This is a genomic window from Pseudomonas artemisiae, from assembly GCF_057128685.1.
In genome coordinates, this window is record NZ_JBSKHS010000004.1 from 1 (window position 1) to 16501 (window position 16501).

The 16501-nt window shown below is 64.3% G+C and carries 13 protein-coding genes; 1 reads left to right on the forward strand and 12 read right to left on the reverse strand.

Annotated elements, in window-relative coordinates; translation table 11 throughout:
• Positions 1-500 precede the first annotated feature (500 nt).
• Positions 501-4220, reverse strand: a complete 3720-nt coding sequence (locus ACWKV4_RS06165; protein WP_483831202.1) for an autotransporter domain-containing protein — start codon at positions 4218-4220, stop codon at positions 501-503.
• Positions 4221-4746: 526 nt separating this feature from the next.
• Here ACWKV4_RS06165 and ACWKV4_RS06170 point away from each other — a divergent pair.
• Positions 4747-5145, forward strand: coding sequence for a response regulator (locus ACWKV4_RS06170; protein WP_483831203.1), 399 nt, complete (start codon positions 4747-4749; stop codon positions 5143-5145).
• Between the two features lie 22 nt (positions 5146-5167).
• Here the strand turns inward: ACWKV4_RS06170 and ACWKV4_RS06175 are convergent, their stop codons facing one another.
• From ACWKV4_RS06175 to ACWKV4_RS06225, 11 genes are read right to left on the reverse strand one after another with little or no spacing between them, the layout of a single operon-like run.
• Positions 5168-5437: a hypothetical protein gene (locus tag ACWKV4_RS06175; RefSeq protein ID WP_483831204.1), complete on the reverse strand. Its 270-nt coding sequence runs from the start codon at positions 5435-5437 to the stop codon at positions 5168-5170.
• Positions 5434-6078, reverse strand: a complete 645-nt coding sequence (locus ACWKV4_RS06180) for a cytochrome c oxidase subunit 3 (protein ID WP_483831205.1) — start codon at positions 6076-6078, stop codon at positions 5434-5436. The genes ACWKV4_RS06175 and ACWKV4_RS06180 overlap by 4 nt, the downstream gene beginning before the upstream one ends.
• Positions 6065-7678, reverse strand: coding sequence for a cytochrome c oxidase subunit I (locus ACWKV4_RS06185; RefSeq protein WP_483831206.1), 1614 nt, complete (start codon positions 7676-7678; stop codon positions 6065-6067). The genes ACWKV4_RS06180 and ACWKV4_RS06185 overlap by 14 nt, the downstream gene beginning before the upstream one ends.
• Positions 7675-8622: a cytochrome c oxidase subunit II gene (gene coxB / locus ACWKV4_RS06190; RefSeq protein ID WP_483831207.1), complete on the reverse strand. Its 948-nt coding sequence runs from the start codon at positions 8620-8622 to the stop codon at positions 7675-7677. Before coxB ends, ACWKV4_RS06185 begins: the two co-directional genes overlap by 4 nt.
• Positions 8619-9413, reverse strand: a complete 795-nt coding sequence (locus tag ACWKV4_RS06195; RefSeq protein ID WP_483831208.1) for an SCO family protein — start codon at positions 9411-9413, stop codon at positions 8619-8621. The genes coxB and ACWKV4_RS06195 overlap by 4 nt, the downstream gene beginning before the upstream one ends.
• Positions 9410-9790, reverse strand: coding sequence for a hypothetical protein (locus ACWKV4_RS06200; RefSeq protein WP_483831209.1), 381 nt, complete (start codon positions 9788-9790; stop codon positions 9410-9412). The genes ACWKV4_RS06195 and ACWKV4_RS06200 overlap by 4 nt, the downstream gene beginning before the upstream one ends.
• Entirely contained in the window at positions 9780-10754 is a 975-nt protein-coding gene (locus tag ACWKV4_RS06205) for a hypothetical protein (RefSeq protein ID WP_483831210.1), read from the reverse strand. The genes ACWKV4_RS06200 and ACWKV4_RS06205 overlap by 11 nt, the downstream gene beginning before the upstream one ends.
• Entirely contained in the window at positions 10751-11290 is a 540-nt protein-coding gene (locus ACWKV4_RS06210) for a c-type cytochrome (RefSeq protein ID WP_483831211.1), read from the reverse strand. The genes ACWKV4_RS06205 and ACWKV4_RS06210 overlap by 4 nt, the downstream gene beginning before the upstream one ends.
• Positions 11287-11820, reverse strand: coding sequence for a DUF3341 domain-containing protein (locus ACWKV4_RS06215; RefSeq protein WP_483831212.1), 534 nt, complete (start codon positions 11818-11820; stop codon positions 11287-11289). Before ACWKV4_RS06215 ends, ACWKV4_RS06210 begins: the two co-directional genes overlap by 4 nt.
• Positions 11817-13166 (reverse strand): NrfD/PsrC family molybdoenzyme membrane anchor subunit, encoded by a 1350-nt coding sequence (gene nrfD, locus ACWKV4_RS06220; protein ID WP_483831213.1) that lies wholly within the window; start codon positions 13164-13166, stop codon positions 11817-11819. The genes ACWKV4_RS06215 and nrfD overlap by 4 nt, the downstream gene beginning before the upstream one ends.
• The gene (locus tag ACWKV4_RS06225; protein WP_483831214.1) at positions 13166-16501 is read right to left on the reverse strand and encodes a TAT-variant-translocated molybdopterin oxidoreductase; all 3336 of its coding nucleotides are present in this window, start codon (positions 16499-16501) and stop codon (positions 13166-13168) included. The genes nrfD and ACWKV4_RS06225 overlap by 1 nt, the downstream gene beginning before the upstream one ends.

Sequence of the window (16501 nt, forward strand, 5' to 3'; positions counted from 1 at the left end):
CAGCACAACGGCTTCGTACCGCCGGCTGTAGCAGAAGAAAAACTTAATTCTGTGTCCGGGAATTGTTGACCACTACAGGGTGCCCAAGTAAAGGCCAAGGGCAAAGCGTCGAAAACCAAACGGGCAAACATAATAAAGCTCCTAACGTTGAAAGGAGCCACCAGCCTTCATCGCCAAACGAATGAGTGGCGGCTGTACGCAGGTTGGCGAACCGGGACGTTACGCCCCGGCAGGCCCGAGGGCCTCCCACGCACAGCCGCCATAACACGCAAAAGCTGTGCGCCTGGGCACCTGCTTGCGCAAGAGTTGCACTGTTGCGCCTAACGTGTCGGGTCGCCAAACCCGGTCGCTGATGGTCAGCGACGGCGCAAGGCCTAAGGCAGGCCTGGACAAGATCAATCAGATAATCACAGCCGTCATCAACCTGCCTGCCCGCACTGACGGGCGCCTTCGACGGAGCCGCCCATGCCCCCCAGCGGCATGGGCGCCCCAAAGCCCTACTAAAACGGCACCACCACCCTCACAGTCCCCGCCGCCTCGTTATAGTCACTCCGCGTCTGCGCGCTATAACTCACCGACAACTCCGCTCCGCTGGCTGTCAGCGGCGTCACCAAACTCAACCCCGCGCGCATCAACCAGGGATCTGCCTCGTTGACGGTTGCGTTGAAGCGTTGGGTAGAGGCGCTGGCGAAGCGGGCGCTGACGCTGCCGGGGTCGTTGATCAGGTCGTAGCCCACGCCCAGGCTTAGTTGCAGGCGGCTGGCGGTGCCGCCGAGGGCGTCGGCGAAGCGGTGCTCCAAGCGGCCGTCGAGGCCGGCGACGAGCTGGTAGGTCTCGCGCGCGTCCACGGCCAGCAGCAGTGGTGACACGGCGCTGCTGCCGCGTTCGCGGTAGGCGTCTTCGTGGATGTGGTTGTAGTCCAGGCGCAAGGCGGGGGTCAGCCGGGTGCTGTCGCTCAACGTGTAGGCGTGGCCAAGGCTGGCGCCGACCGTGGTAGCCAGGCTGTCGTACTCGGCGCGGGCTTTGCCGCTGGCGCCGCCCAGGGCCAGGCTGCGTTGGCCATTGACCGTGCCGTGGCCAGCGCCGGCGTAGAGCATCAGTTCAGTGTCGGGCGCCAGGGTGTAGGCGTTGTAGCCGGTGAATTGCCACAGGTCGAGGCGGCTGTCTTGGGCGGCGCTGAGGGCATCGCCTTGGGTGTCGCCGTTGGCGTAGGCGAAGGCCAGGCCCACGCGATGGCCGGGGGCGACCAGGCTGTCGAGGCCGATGACCTGGCCGCTGTTGCCGCTGCTGCCATGGCCGCCGCTGGCCAGGCTGGTGAAAGGCTTGGTCCAGAGGCTCGCTGTGGGCCGCAGGCTAAGGGTTTCGCCGGCAGCGGGTACCAGGCGATCTTGCAAGGCCTGGCTGATTTCGCCCAGCGCAGCCTGGCTGGCGCGCAGGCTGGCATTGCCCATCGGTAAGGTCTGGGTCACCGCGCTGGCGACCTGGACGCTGCTGCTGGCGGAGACGAAGTAGGGCGTGAGGGCGCTGGCGCTGCCCTTGGCGAGTTCTGCGTCCAGCACCCGCGCAAGGCCTTTGGCCTGGGTCAGGCCAGCGGCGCTGGCCGCGCGGCTTACGCCGTTGGCGGCTTTGGCGGAGAGCGTGAGGTCCACGGTGTTGCCGTCCTTCACCGCGCCGAAGTCGAACAGCGCCGAATTGCCGCTGACGGCGAAGGTGCCGTTGGAGGCGAGAGTGCCCGCGCTGAGGACGTCGGTCAGTTGGCTGACCTTGAACGGCTGGTTGGCGTTGGCCACGTCCACGTCGAAGCGGGCATTGCTGGGCAAGGTGGCGGTACCGGTGACCACTAGCTTGCCGTAGTGGGTCTGATCCAGCACCTGGGTACGCAGCACCGCACCGGCGCGCTGGCTGTAGTCGCCGTTGACGGTGGCCGGGGTGGCCGCGCGGGCCGAGGGTGCGGCCAGGTTCAGGGTGCCGCGGTTGACCAAGCTGGCCACCGTCCACTGGTCCCGGGCCGCCAAAGTGTAGGTGGCATTGCTGTAGAGCGTGGCAGTGGTGTTGGGTGCATAGACCGCGCCCCGGAAACGGGCCGTGTCGCCGCCAGCGATGTAGAGGTTGGCGAGGGCGCTGGAAGGGTCCACGTACAGCGCATAGCTGCGCCCCGACAAAGTGCCGGCGTTGACCAGGCCACCGGCCAAGGTGCTGTCGGTGATACGCAGGCCAACACGGTTGCCGACGATTTCCCCCAGGTTGCGCAGTGGCCCGGCGAGGGTGGACTGTTCGACGCTCACGGCGGTGGCGCTGGAGGCGATGCGCCCGCTGTTCACCCATTCGCTGCCCAGGGTAGCGTTCGCCAGCCGTAGGCCGTAGCGGCCGCCGGCGCCGGCTTGGATCGTTCCGGCGTTGCGCAGCGTGCCGGTGACCTGAGTGCCATCGAGCAGCAGCGCCGTATCGCCGCCGCTGAGTAGGCCGGCATTGACGATACCGCCATCGACCTGGCCGCCCAGCAGGCGAATGGCACCCGCCGCCCCCGCCAGGGTGCCGCCGGCCTCGTTGGTAATGCGGCCGATGAAATGGCTCTCTTCGAGGTTGAGCCCGTAGCGGTTGCCCTCGATGCTGCCGCTGTTTACCAGGTTCTTCGCGCTGGCGTTGCGTAGCGTAATCGCGCTGGCTTCGGGGTCGAGGATGTCCACGTCGAGGTCATGGTCCACGCCCAGGGCCCCGCTGTTCAGCACGCTGCCGCGAAGGCTGCTGTTCTCCAGCAAGATGGCGGTCTTGGCCGCGAGGAGATCGCCGCTGTTGACCAGGTTGCCGCCTAGTGTCGAGCCTTTGACCACCACCGCCTGCGCACGGCCTTTGAGGGTGCCACTGTTGTCGATGCTGCCGTGGACCGTACTGTCGACGATGGACACGCCGATGCCTTCCCGGCGGCTGTCACGGTCGACACCGTTGAGCACGCCGCTGTTGTAGAGGCCGCCATCGACCTCGGCGTTAGCCAGGTCGAAGCCGGTGTAGCCGATGATGTCGCCGGTGTTGATGACATCGCCCTGGACACGCTGACCAGTCCAAAGCCGGATGGCGCTGCCAACGTTACCGGCGTCCAGGCTGCCGCTGTTGACCACGTCGCCAGTGACCAGGCCCCGGTAAAGGGAGATATCGCCATAACCCACTTCGGACGACACGATGCTGCCACTGTTGACCAGATCGCCGTTGATGGTAGTGCTGTCTATGGACAAGTCGCCGCTGCTCACGTCCAACGTGCCGGTGTTGAGAAAGCCGCCGAGCACATCGTTGTCGAGCCAGATGCCGGAGCCCGAGCTAATGGTGCCGTGGTTGATGATCCCGCCGGCGATGGTGGTGTTCCAGATGGTCAGCGCGGTCGGGTTGTTGCTTAGCCTCCCGGTGCTGGTGTTGATAAAGGCCCCTTCGATCATGCTGTCCACGATGCGGGTATCACCCAAGAGCGTGCCACTGTTGATCAGGTTGCCGGTGATGACCGAGCCATTGCTGACGAGCAGCGGGTAGCTGCCGCCGGCCAAATCCCCCGCGTTGATCAGCGAGCCTTCGAGGCGCGTCGCATCCAGGTGCAGGGCGGTACCGGCTTCAATGGACGCACTGTTCTTCAGGTCCCCGGTCAAGGTGCTGCCGAACAGGCCAATGGCGTGATCCTGGCTGGCTTCGATCCCGCCGCTGTTGTCCAGGCCACCGGTGACCTGGCTGTCGCGCACGGTCAACGAGCCGGTGAGGGTGCCCGCGTTACCAATGCCGCCGTCGATGCGGCTGTTCTCGATCAACACCGCTGAGGAGGGGCCGACGATGGTGCCGCCGGTAGCATTGACCAGCCCGCCACTGAGCCCGCCTTGGCGGACGACCACGCCCGTATCGCCGCCACTCAGCAGGCCTTGGTTGAGGATGCCCCGCGCGGTGATGTTCTCTACGCTGACCGCCGGCCCGCTGGCGGGCGTAATTGCGCCGGCAGGCGTGATGCTCACGCTGGCACCGCTGCCAAGGTTGCACCCCTGGCTTTGCGCGCTGTTAATGACCGTGGTGCCGCCCGCCGCACAACTGCCCGCCGCCTGGCTAGCCGGCGCGGTGGCCAAGCTGCCGAGGGCCAGCACGATGGCCAGGCTCAGGCGATGGGGCGGGATATCGAAACGGTTTGGAGAGGTAAGGAACTTACGTTCAGTGGCCGACTGCCGAGACTGACCAGGGTTGCTTGATTCCATGAAGTGCACCCTGCGTGTTGAAAAGGTTGCATCTATATAGAGCGGCGTTGCAAAGATGTCAAAACGGAAAGGTTCTGAAGAACGGAATTCGCCGGCTTTCGAAGGCTGTGGCCCAAGGCCTGGGCTTTAAGCCCGAGACAAAATGGAAGGTGAGATCGTCGGTCGAGCGGGCCTGGCGATTCCACGCTTAACCCGCGCCCATCGTTATTTCATCGCTTTCCAAGATAAACCCGTGTGAGTAGGCCAGGTTTTCAGACTAGAGGATCACCTCCTTGTAAGGTTCCTGGTCGTCAGAAGCGCTTGTAGGTTCCTACGAAGAAACAGGGCTAAGACGGCTAGACGAATCCACAGCAATAGCGCATGGCTCCCTGCATCGACTGGCTATTTTTAGGTTGAATAGCAGCCTGGCGCGAAAACGCGATTCCTGGTGGGAGCCAACGGTTGCTCGACAAATCCCGCTTGGCCCCGTAGCGTTAGCCCGCCAGCACGACTGGCGTGACTTGTATGGACGCGGCTGAGTGTGTTTATGAAAGCATCTGGCGCCCACTGGGCTGATCGCATTCGCCACCTGAAGGTATTGGTGGTGGAGGATGATGCCTTGATAGGGCTATTCCTGGAGAGCCTGTTCGAGACCGTTGGGGTCGAGCAGCGTGTTGAAGTGGCTCAATCCCTTGAGGCCGCTAACTGGCTTGCGCAAAGCGGCGCTTTCGATATTGCGTTGCTGGACGTGTACCTCAATGGCGAACCCAGTTTTGCCGTGGCCCAGCTGTTGCAGGCACGGGGCATTCCCTTCGCGTTTGCCTCCGGCTACAACTGTGATGAGGCCCGTCAACGCTTCCCAGGCGTGCCTTTGCTGGCCAAGCCCTTTCAGGTGGCCGAATTGCAAATGGTGGTCAATGGGTTGCTGGACCGGCACGTAGAGTAGCGCGGGGTGCCCCGGGGGCAGTTCAACCCCCCTGTAACCGCCAGCTGAGGTCCATCAAGCCGATCCCGAACAGGATCACGAACCAGAACAGCGCGCCCAGCGCAAACAGTCGTACCAAGGGGCTGCTGCGCTGCAGCTCCACGAAACACCCCAGTAGCAATGCGGCCTCAAAGGCGGCGCAGGCATACATCCATACCGGCCGCCAGGGCAGGGGCGATACGCTGATAGCGATAGTCAGGCCCAGCAACAACAGGGCGGCGGCATAGGCCAATAGCACGCGCGTAAGGCTCATAGGGGCCGCCCGATCAGGTAGAGGGTGGGATACACGAACAGCCAGATCACATCCACCACGTGCCAGTAGAGGGCAAAGGTATCCAGCACCAGGGCTCGCTCGGGCAGTGGTAACCGGCCGGCGCGCACCCGCCAGCACAAGGCAAGGGCTAGCGCGATGGCCACCGTTACATGCACGGCGTGTACGCCGGTGATCACCAGGTACAGCCCTATAAACATTCGTGCCGGAGGTGCTTGCAAGGGGTTGTCGGCCTGGCCAGGCAGCAGGTGCTCGCTGAACTCACTGTGGTACTCAAAGCCCTTGAGCACCAGAAAACCCGCCGCCAGGGCGCTGGCCACCAGCAAACCGCGAATCACGCCGGCCTTACGGCCTGCTCGGGCAGCCCTTAGGGCCAGGGTTACCGCCAGGCTACTGGTGAGTAACAAGGCGCTGTTGGCACCGGCCAGCAGGTAATGCAGCTTGGCCACGGCTTCGGCCACGGCTGCGGGGTGGCCAAGGCGTACATAGGTGGCGGCGAACAGCAGTACTCCGAACATCATGGTTTCCGTGGCCAGGAACAGCCACATCCCTTGCTGCACCGCCTCGCGGTGCTGGGCCGCGCTGACGAACTGATCGGTGATGGGCCGTTCAATCCCGGCCATGGGTGGCCTCCGGGGGATAATCGTAGGCCTCGAAGTCCACCGTCGGGATGCGCTCGAAGTTATGTTCCGGTGGCGGCGAGGCGACTTTCCATTCCAGCCCGGCGGCCTTCCAGGGATTGGCCTCGGCCTTTGGCCCCTTGAACCAGGACCACAGCAGGTAGCCGAACGGCAGCATATAGGCAACCGCCAGCACCCCGGCACCGGCGGTGGAAAGCACGTTGAGCACCTGGAACTGCGGCAGGTACTGGTGGTAGCGGCGGGGCATGCCTTCGTAGCCAAGAATGAACTGCGGTAGGAAGGTGAGATTAAAGCCTAGGAAGATCAGCACAGCCGCCAGCTTGGCCAGGGTTTGCGGGTACATGCGCCCGGTGATCTTTGGCCACCAGAAGTGCAGGCCACCGAAGAACGCCGACACGGCCGCGCCCACCATGATGTAGTGGAAGTGCGCCACCACGAAATAGGTGTCGTGCACATGCAGGTCCGCGGCCAGCAATGCCAGGAACAGCCCGGCGCAGCCGCCAAGCAGGAACAGCGCAATAAAGGTGCAGCCGTAGAGAAAGTGCGCGGTGATCACCAGGCGGCTTTTATAGAGGGTCGCGGTCCAGTTGTAGACCTTGATCGCCGAGGGGATGGCGATCAAAAAGCTCAGCAGAGAGAACAACAGGCTGGCGTACATGGACTGCCCGGCCACGAACATATGGTGCCCCCACACCATAAAGCCCAAAATGGCGATGGCGATACTGGAAAACGCCACGAAGCCGTAGCCGAAAATCCGCTTGTGGGCCGCCGAGGTGATCAGCTCATTGACCACACCCATGCCCGGCAGCAGCATGATGTACACCGCTGGGTGGCTGTAGAACCAGAACAGGTGCTGGAACAACAGCGGGTCGCCCCCCAGGGCCGGGTCGAAAATACCGATCTTGAACAGGTGTTCGGCGGCCACCAGCACCAGGGTAATCGCCAGCACTGGGGTGGCCAGAATCAAAATCACCGACGTGGCATAGAGCGCCCATACGAACAAAGGCAGGCGGAACCAGGTCATGCCCGGCGCGCGCATAGTGTGAACAGTTACTACGATATTGATGCCGGTAAAGATCGACGAGAACCCGGTCACGAACACGCCAACAATCACCGCCACCACATGGCCGTTGCTGAACATGGTCGACAGCGGCGTGTAGAAGGTCCAGCCGGTGTCCACGCCGCCCGCCAACAACGCAAACAAGGTGAACAGGCCGCCACCCATCAGCAGGTACCAGCTGGCGATGTTGAGCCGCGGCAAGGCCATGTCCCTGGCGCCAATCATCAGCGGTATCAGGAAATTGCCCAGCACCGACGGGATGGACGGGATCAGGAAGAACCACACCATGATCACCCCGTGCAGGGTGAAGGCGCGGTTATAGCCGTCCGACGACAGTACGTCCCCGTCCGGGGTCAGCAGTTCCACCCGGATCACCCCTGCCGCCAGCCCACCGATGAAAAAGAAAAAGGTCACCGCCAGCATGTAGAGCACGCCGATGCGCTTGTGGTCGGTGGTCAGCAACCAGGAACGCAGGCTGTGGCCGGCCTCGAGATAACTGGGGGCAGGGGTGGGGGCGGTCATTGAGCGGGCTCCGTGTTACCTAAAGATTGGATAAACGCCACCAGGCGCACGACCGCCTCTTCGTCCAGCACATTGCTGTAAGTGGGCATGATCGGTGCGTAGCCTGCGGCCACCTGCTTTTGCGGCAGCAGGATCGAGTCGCGCAGGTAGGCGGCGTCGGCGGTCACGGTGCTACCGTCAGCCAAGGGGACCGGGCGGCCGTAAAGGCCTTCGAGCTTGGGCGCGTGCACGGCGGCGGCGGACCCGTGACAGCCGCTGCAGCCCATGTGCTGGTACAGCGCTTCGCCCTGCTCGGCCAGGCTGCCAGGCGCTTCAGCCACCCCAAGCCACCGGGTATAGTCCGCCGGGGTTTGCACCACCAGCTTGGCCAGCATGGCCGAATGGTCGGTGCCGCAGAACTCAGCGCAGAATACCTCATAGGTCCCGGGCTGGTCGGCCTGGAACCACATTTGGGTGTAACGGCCCGGCAGCAGGTCCTGTTTTACCCGCATCACGGGGATGTAAAAGCTGTGGATGACGTCCTCGGAAATCATGTTCAGCTTGATCGGCCGCCCGGCGGGCACGTGCAGCGCGTTAAGCTCACGTTGGCCGCTGGCGTGCTGGAATTTCCACATCCATTGCTTGCCGGTGAGCTGGATTTCCAAAGCGTCCGTGGGGGGCGTGCGCGCTTCGAAGAACAACCGTGCGCTCAGCCCAAAGAGGATCATGGCGGCAATGAAGGGGATGACGATCCAGGCGATTTCCAACTTGTGGTTGCCCAAGGCGGCGCTGTGCCGGGGAACGTTTTTGCTTTCACGGTAGCGCAGGCTGAACCAGATCAGGCACACCACCACCGGCACCACAAACAGCAGCATCACGCCGGTGAAGGTCATCACTAGCCAATCCACCCGGCTGGCATACGCCGAGCCTGCAACCGGCCAGAGGTATTCGTATATCCCGTTCACCCGCCGGCCCTCTTGCGTTCACGAATCACCGCCAGGGCAATGCCCCCGGCCAGCAGCAGGCAGGTCAATACGCCGCCTACTTGTAGCGTGCGCACCACCAGGCTGTCGTAGGCGCCGGTGCGGGGGTCATAGTGGAAGCACAGCAACAATAGCTGGTCGCCCAAGCTGCCCACCTTCCCCTGGCCGGCTTCGGTAACCGCCAGGCGTAGGTCCCCGGCCTGATAACCTAACCCGTACAACCAACGGGCCAGTGTGCCCTGTGGCGTAACCGTGGCTACCGCCGAGGTATGGGCATATTCCCCCAACTGCGGGTCAAAGCGGTACTCGAACCCCATGGCCTGAGCCAGCCCGGCGCTGGACGCCTGGGGCCCTACCAAAAAGTGCACGCCGGTGCCATTGGCCAGCAGCGGCCAGCGCCGGGCCAGGGCATCGAGTTGGGCGGCAGCGTCGGCGGCGGTTTCCTCAGGCTTGAAGCTAAAGGCAATGAGTTGGTAATCCTGCCCTGCCTGATAGCCCAAGGCATCGAGCAGCATAAACAAGGTCGCCAGTTGGGCCGAACACACATTGGGGCAAGTGAAATACACCGGCACCACGATCATCGGCACGTTGCCGCTGTACTGGCGCAGGGTCACAGGGTGGCCGTGCTGGTCCACGAAGGGCGCATCCAGCGGCAACGCTGCTCCCAAGTGATCCTGCACACCCGCCCCGGCAAAGGGGCCGCCGCTGGCAGGCGCCGCGGTGGCAGCGCTTGAGAACAGCGCGAGGAGGACCCACAACCAGGCCCGGCTCATGGCGTGGCGCCTCGCTGGGGCTGGGGCCAGCCACGGGCCTTGAGCAACGCCATGGCCCGTTCGATAGGAATATGCGCAACGCCCGCCTGACCGGGCACCCAGCCGTAACCTTGCAGCTTGGCTTTGCCAGCTTCCACGACCAGAGCGCCTTCGGCCGGGCTGTTGACCTCCAGGCGCGGGCGCGGTGGGGGCGTGCGCTGTTGCTCGACCTCGGTCAGCGGCGGCTGGTGGCGCTCATAGATGATGGGGTAGTAATGCATGATCACGCCGATCACCGCGCCGCTGACCAGCAGGGTCACCAGCACCCCGGCACCGGCGTAGAGAATGCCCCGCACCGAGATGGCATCCGGCTCAACCTGTTGCGGTTCAGGCTTCATCGCGGTGCCCTCGCTGGGTCAGCCAGGTGATCGCGCCGGCCCAGCCCAGCCCAGCTATGGGTAACCAAAGGGAGGGGGCCAACCCTAGCGAAGGCAGGCCCAGCCAGGCGCTTTCCAACAGCGCACTGAATAACGTCAAGCCGCAGGCCCAGCGCAGCACCTGGGGCCGCTTGCCCCAAGGCAGGGCCAACATCACCAACGGCAGTAGGGCCTGGGTGGTTATCAGCAGCAGACCCACCGCACCCCAGCCCTGGCGGGAACGCGCCAAGTACCAGTGGATTTCCCGTGGCAGGTTGCCGCCCCACACCACCAGGTACTGCATAAAGTGCAGGTACGCCCAAAACAGCACCGTGCCGAGCAGCAAGGCGCGCACTAGGCGCAGGTTCTCTTCACCACCATTAAGCCCCGCCCAGGCCAGCCCCATCAGTAGCGCGCGGGTGACGAAGAACAGCCCGAATACCGTGGACGCCAGTTCTTTATCCAGGCTCAGCCACCAGTCAATGCCGGCAGCCGAGAAGCTTAGCACCGCCAGGATCAGCCCCAGCCCTGCGCCAACCTGGCCGTTGCCGGCACGCACTCGTCGGGCCAGCCACCCCCACAGCACGGCATATGCCAGGGCCCGCAGTATGAAGCTCACCGGGTGCAGCCACACCCCTCGAAAGCCATCGCTGGGGTGTTCGCTCCAAGGGTAGAGCAGCCAGGCGGCGGGTAGTAGAACCCATAGCCCCAGTAAGGCCCAAGGCAGGCTGGCCAGGCCCGCGTTCAACGCCGGGGCAAGCCCGGCCTGCCATTGGCCACGGATCAACGGCAGCATCAACGCCCACAGCAGGCAGCCTAGGGGCAAGGTAACGCAGGCCAGCGCCGCGCTCAGGGCCGCAGCCATCACCCCACGGCCGTCCAGTAGCGCGCCAGTTAGCAGTAACAGGCCAGTGACACCCAGGCCTAGCCGCGCGCGACTGGTCATGGCGCCTCTCCCAGGGCCTGGCGGTCTTCGGCGGGCAGTTGCTCCACGGGCACGTGGCGGCTGAGCTGCAACGCGCGTATGTAGGCGGCAATGGCCCAGCGGTCTACCGGCGCCACCCGTGAGGCATAGCTGTACATCTGGCCGTAACCACTGGTGATCACGTTAACAAAGTACCCATCGGGCACGGCCAGCAATCGCGGTTCGGTGAAGTCTGGCGGTGCAGGAAAGCCGCGGGCGACGATGGTACCGTGGCCATCACCGGCCTGGCCGTGGCACGGGGTGCAAAACACCTGGTAGCGCTCGCGTCCCCGTTCGAGCAGTTCTTCAGTAAGCGGGGGCCGTTGACTGAGCTGAGCCCTGCGTTGGCCATCGCCCCTGGCGACCGTGCCGGGGGGCGGTTGCTGCTGTACCTGGCCGTTGGGGAAGAAGTCACTGGCGGCCTGGTCTCGGGCCTTGCGCTGGCGCTCAAGGTTGTCGCAACCACTGAGGCTTATCACCACGGCCAAGGCGCCGCACACCAACGCCCAGCCTCTCATGGCCACACCTCAGTCACGTAGAGAGCCCGGCCCGCCAGCCAGGCCTGGGTGTGTTGCAGGTCGAACCGCGGGTCCTCGACCAGCACGCAGAGCAAGAAGCGGTCGTTGGAGGCCCCATTAAAGGCCGAGGCGTTGAATAAAGGGTGGTGCAGCCGGGGCAAGCGGCACTGCACCAACAGCCCCAGTACCGCCGCCACTGCCGCAAACAGCACCGCCAACAGAAAGGTTACGACGGTAAAGGCTGGCAGCGCGATCAATGGCCGGGCACCGATGTTCAAGGGATAGTCCACGTTGGCGTATGCCTGTAAGCCAAAACCACAACAGGCCCCCACCAGGCCACCGATAATGCCAAAGGCGGCGATACGCCTATTGCCAAGGCCTAGGGGCGCGTCCAGGGCTTCCAAGGGGAAGGGGCTAAAGGCTTCCATACGCGTCAAGCCAGCCACCCGCGCCTCGTGGCAGGCATCGATCAGTGCCTGGGCGTCGCTGAACTCGGCCAGCAGGCCATAGGGTTGCGCCGGGGCGCTCATGTGGCCTCCCGCGCGTGGTGCAGCGCCTCTTTGACTTCAAAGGCCGAGACCATAGGCACAAAGCGCAGAAACAGGCAGAAAGGCACGCCAAAGATGCCAAAGGTGCCGATAAACAGCGCCACTTCCCAGAAGCTGGGGCTATAAGCATCGCTCCAGGCCGAGGGCATGAAGTCCCGGGTTTGGGGGGTAACCAGCAACATAAAGCGTTCGCACCACATGCCCAGCAGCACCGCCAGCGCGACCAGGCTCAGCCAGCCCGCGTGGCGGCGCACCCAGGGCCACCATAGGGTTTGCAGTATCACTACGTTGCAAACAATGGCCAGCCAGAAGCTCCACGCCGTGGGGCCGACCATGCGTGCGAGCGTTACCTCGATTTCTTGGGGCTCGCCGGAATAAAACGCCATAAAGATATCGGCCAGGTAGCCATAGGCAGTCATCCAGCCCGTGGCCAGAATCAACCGGCCTAGCATGTCCAGGTGGCGGTCGGTGATCAGGTTCTCCAGCAACAATAGCTTGCGTACGCCGCAGGCCAGCAACGCTACCAGGGCGAACCCTGAGAACACCGCGCCAGCCACGAAGTAGGGCGGGAACACCGTGGAGTGCCAGCCGGCGGCCAGGCCCAGGTTGAGCAGGAAGGAATAACCACTGGACACTGAAAACACCAGGGGCACCGCCAGCAGGGCGATTAGCCGATACGCCTGGCGCCAGTAGCGCCAGTGGCTGGCCGCGTTGCGCCAACCCAAGGCCAATACCCCATAGAACACCTGCTGGCCACGGTGCTTGGCGCGGTCTCTGGCAGAGGCAAAGTCCGGGATGGCGCCGATATACAGAAACAGTAGCGATACCAGCAAATAACACAGCACAGCGAAAAAGTCCCAGGCCGTGGGGCTTTTGAACTGGGGCCAGAGGCCCAGCGTGCTGGGGTAGGGCGCGATCCAGTAAAAATATTGTGGCCGGCCCAAGTGCATGATCGGGTACAACCCGGCGCAACACACCGCCATCAGGGTCATCAGCTCCGCCAGGCGGTTTAGCGAATTTCGCCAGGGGCGCTCCAGCAACAGCAACAGGGCGGAGATAAAGGTCCCGGCGTGGCCGATGCCCAACCACCAGATGTAGTTGAGGATGTCAAAGGCCCAGCTCACCGGCGTGTTATTGCCCCACACCCCCACGCCGCGACTGAATAACACAATCACCGCCACCCCATAGATGCCCAGCAATACCGAGCACGCCCCCAGCAAATACCACCAGCGCCTGCGCTGAGTGAAATGCAAAGGAATGTCCATCACCTGCGCGGTAACGGCATGGGCAGGCAAATCCAAGGGCAGGAAGTGGGGCGTGTTAGCCATCAGCTGGCCTCCGTGCCGGCAGGGCCATCGGCGATTTCACCCAGGTAGGTGGTTTTGGGGCGGGTGTTGAGCTCTTCCAGCAGCCCGTAGTGGCGGGCCGAGGCGCGGCCCTGGTTGATGCGGCTGGCGCTGTCGGCCAGGTTGCCGAAGGTAATCGCTTGGGTCGGGCAGGTTTGCTGGCAGGCGGTGACCACTTCGCCATCGGCCACGGCGCGGCCCTCCTTGCGGGCGGTGATGCGGGCTTCGCTGATGCGCTGCACGCAGTAGGTGCATTTTTCCATCACGCCCCTTGCCCGTACCGTCACGTTTGGGTTGCGCATGGCTTTGGTAGCGGGGGCATCATCGGCGGTCCAGTCCAGCCAGTTGAAGCGCCGCACTTTGTAGGGACAGAAGGAGGAACAGGTGCGGGTGCCGATGCAGCGGTTGTAGACCATTTCATTGAGGCCGCCCGTACCGTGTACCGTGGCATTGACCGGGCAGCCCGCTTCGCACGGGGCTTGGTCGCAATGCATGCAGGGCACGGGCAAGAAGTGCGAGGTCGGCGCATCAGGCGTGCCTTGGTAGTAGTGGTCCACCCGTAGCCAGTGCATCTGCCTGCCTTTAGCGACTTCTTCCACGCCTACCACGGGAATGTTGTTCTCCGCCTGGCAGGCCACCACGCAGGCGTTGCAGCCGATGCATTGGTCCAGGTCGATCAACATGCCCCAGCGGGTGTCACTGGCAGGAATCGGCGGGTACAGCGAGGGCTGCATGACAGGTTCGGGGGCAGGCGCCGCGGCTTGCTCCTGGGTGAACCGGCGGATCAACGCCGTATGGCCCATGTCATGTTGCATCTGGGTGCTGGCTAGGGCTTGATGTTCGCCGGTGGCAGTCAACTGCCCGCCACTGCGCTGGAATGGAGCGCGGGCGGTTTGCAAAGGCGTAATGGAAAAGCCGACACCGTCGGCCACCTTACCTGCTCGATGGCGGCCGTGGCCGCCGTACAGCACCACGGTATCAGGGTGTTGCCCCGGCATGAGCCATACCGGCCCGGTCACGGCCTGGTCACCCACGGCCAAGGTCACCAGGGCGCCATTGCGCAGCCCCTGGCGCTCGGCCAGCGCCGGTGCTACCGCGACTACGTTGGCCCAGGTCAGCTTGCTCAAGGGTTTGGGCAGCTCCTGTAGCCAGGCCAGGTTGGCGAACTGGCCATCCCAAAGGCAAGGGTCGGGGCGAATGATGACTTGCAAGCCGGTAGTTGGGGGTTCCTCTGGCCGCTCCTCTTGGCCGCGACCGGGCTCAACACCGTGGTAGAGCCGGTCGCGAGCAAGCTCGGCTGCTACGGGGGAAGGTGGCGCCTGTAGCAGCGGGCCTTGGCCGCGACCGGGCTCAACACCGTGGTACAGCCGGTCGCGAGCAAGCTCAGCGGCTACGGGGGGAGGTAGCGCCTGTAGCAGCGGGCCTTGGCCGCGACCGGGTTCAACACCGTGGTAGAGCCGGTCGCGAGCAAGCTCGGCTGCTACGGGGGGAGGTGGCGCCTGTAGCAGCGGGCCTTGGCCGCGACCGGGCTCAACACCGTGGTAGAGCCGGTCGCGAGCAAGCTCGGCTGCTACGGGGGGAGGTGGCGCCTGTAGCGGCGGGCCTTGGCCGCGACCGGGCTCAACACCATGGTAGAGCCGGTCGCGAGCAAGCTCGGCTACTACGGGGATGTAGGCGCTGCCTTTTACGTAGCCCAGTTCCAGGGCTTCGCGCCAAGCGGCATCGTTGAGCTCGGGGAAGGTCTTGCGTACCTCGGCGCGGGCATTGGCGTTAAGCTGCCCGGCAAACAGTGGGAGGATCTCCGCCAGCGCCTTGCTGTTATAGAAGGGTGCCACCAGCGGCTGTTGCAGGCACAGGCTGCCATCCACCGCGCGGGCATCGCTCCAGTTGTCCAAGGCGTCGCTTAGGGGCAGGTGCCAATGGCACAGGGCGGCGGTTTCGTCATAGTAGAGGCTGGCGGAGAGGCGCAGCGGCACCTTGGCCATGCGGGTGGCGAAGTCCAGTTCACCAGGCGCGTCATAGGCAGGGTTGCTATCGAGCACCAATAGGGTATTCACCTCACCATCGTCCATGGCCTGAACCAAATCAGCCAGGCCAGCCAAGGGCTCGCCCGCCAAGGTCAGCAGGCACACCGGCTCGCTGTAGGTCAGGGTACGGCCCACATTACCTAGCAGGGCATTGAGGCGATGGGCTGCCACCTGAATGTCCAACGGTGCATAGGCCCCAGCGCTGACCAGGCAGCGGCCAGCACGGGCTTTCAGGTCCCGAGCCAATTGCGCGACCCACTGCTGGTTGGCCTGGTTCAAGGGCGCGCCGGTGTTAGGTTCGCCCAAGGCGGCGCAGAGGGCTTGTACATAAGCGCGCAGTTCGGCGGGCGCCACTTGCCGACGCTCGCTGGCGTTGGCGCCGGTCAGGCTGCACCCGGCTTCCAGCATGATCAACCTGGCTTCGCCCTGGCCTTCGGCGGCTGCCTTGCGCCGTTGCCCCCAGCCCAACCCATTGGCGGTCTGCCAGGGGCCAGGGCCAAGCAGGTCCGCGTCCAGGGCCAGCACCCACTCAGCGGCCTCAAGGTGCGGGCAGGTCTCCAGTGGGTGACCAAAGGCTGCTTCGGTGGCGGCGTACCCCAGGCCTTCGAAAGGTTCATGCCGGTACCCCCGCAGCCCCGGCCAGCGGTCCTTGAGCGTTTGAAGTTGGCGAGCAAGGGTAGGGGAGCTGTTCGCCCCAATCAGTACATGCAGGCCTCGGCCTTGGGTTGTATCCAGCGCGCTGACCATGCCCTGCTGGTGCTCAATAAACGCTTGCCAACTGCTTTCCTGGCCATGGCTGCGGGGTGCCGGGGCGCGGTCTGGGTCGTACAGGCGCAGGATGGCCGCCTGAGTAAAGGCGTCGCAGCGTCCGAGGCTGGCCGGGTGGTCCGGGTTGCCCTCAAGTTTGGTAGGCCGGCCTACATGGGTGCGCCCCAGTACCGGCTGCGCATAGCCCCCCAGGCACACCGAAGTGGCGTACCAGCGGGCGATGCCCGGTACCGTATTTTCGGGCTGGAACACATAAGGCACGGCGGTATCCGGCGCCGGGCCGCAGGCGGTGAGCCCACCCAACGCCAGGGATGCGCCCATCAATTGCAAAAAACGCCTGCGGTCCATGCCGTCGGGGGCGGCGGCTTCGGCAAATTCTGCCTGAGCCTGAGCCATCAGCTCCGGGTGCTCGGCCAGGGCTTGCACGTTCAAAGCCTCTAGGCTGCGCCAGTAATGGCCTGCCTCGGCAGGCTGCGGGGCGGCGGCGGGTGCAAGGGTGGGATCGAAGTGCTTTACGCTCAT

Coding starts and splice junctions, on each gene's coding strand:
- ACWKV4_RS06180 (WP_483831205.1), bottom strand. CDS start 6,078: ATGGCCGGGATTGAACGGCCCATCACCGATCAGTTCGTCAGCGCGGCC.
- ACWKV4_RS06185 (WP_483831206.1), bottom strand. CDS start 7,678: ATGACCGCCCCCACCCCTGCCCCCAGTTATCTCGAGGCCGGCCACAGC.
- ACWKV4_RS06200 (WP_483831209.1), bottom strand. CDS start 9,790: ATGAAGCCTGAACCGCAACAGGTTGAGCCGGATGCCATCTCGGTGCGG.
- ACWKV4_RS06210 (WP_483831211.1), bottom strand. CDS start 11,290: ATGAGAGGCTGGGCGTTGGTGTGCGGCGCCTTGGCCGTGGTGATAAGC.
- ACWKV4_RS06195 (WP_483831208.1), bottom strand. CDS start 9,413: ATGAGCCGGGCCTGGTTGTGGGTCCTCCTCGCGCTGTTCTCAAGCGCT.
- ACWKV4_RS06165 (WP_483831202.1), bottom strand. CDS start 4,220: ATGGAATCAAGCAACCCTGGTCAGTCTCGGCAGTCGGCCACTGAACGT.
- ACWKV4_RS06225 (WP_483831214.1), bottom strand. CDS start 16,501: ATGAGCGTAAAGCACTTCGATCCCACCCTTGCACCCGCCGCCGCCCCG.
- nrfD (WP_483831213.1), bottom strand. CDS start 13,166: ATGGCTAACACGCCCCACTTCCTGCCCTTGGATTTGCCTGCCCATGCC.
- ACWKV4_RS06205 (WP_483831210.1), bottom strand. CDS start 10,754: ATGACCAGTCGCGCGCGGCTAGGCCTGGGTGTCACTGGCCTGTTACTG.
- ACWKV4_RS06175 (WP_483831204.1), bottom strand. CDS start 5,437: ATGAGCCTTACGCGCGTGCTATTGGCCTATGCCGCCGCCCTGTTGTTG.
- ACWKV4_RS06215 (WP_483831212.1), bottom strand. CDS start 11,820: ATGAGCGCCCCGGCGCAACCCTATGGCCTGCTGGCCGAGTTCAGCGAC.
- ACWKV4_RS06170 (WP_483831203.1), top strand. CDS start 4,747: ATGAAAGCATCTGGCGCCCACTGGGCTGATCGCATTCGCCACCTGAAG.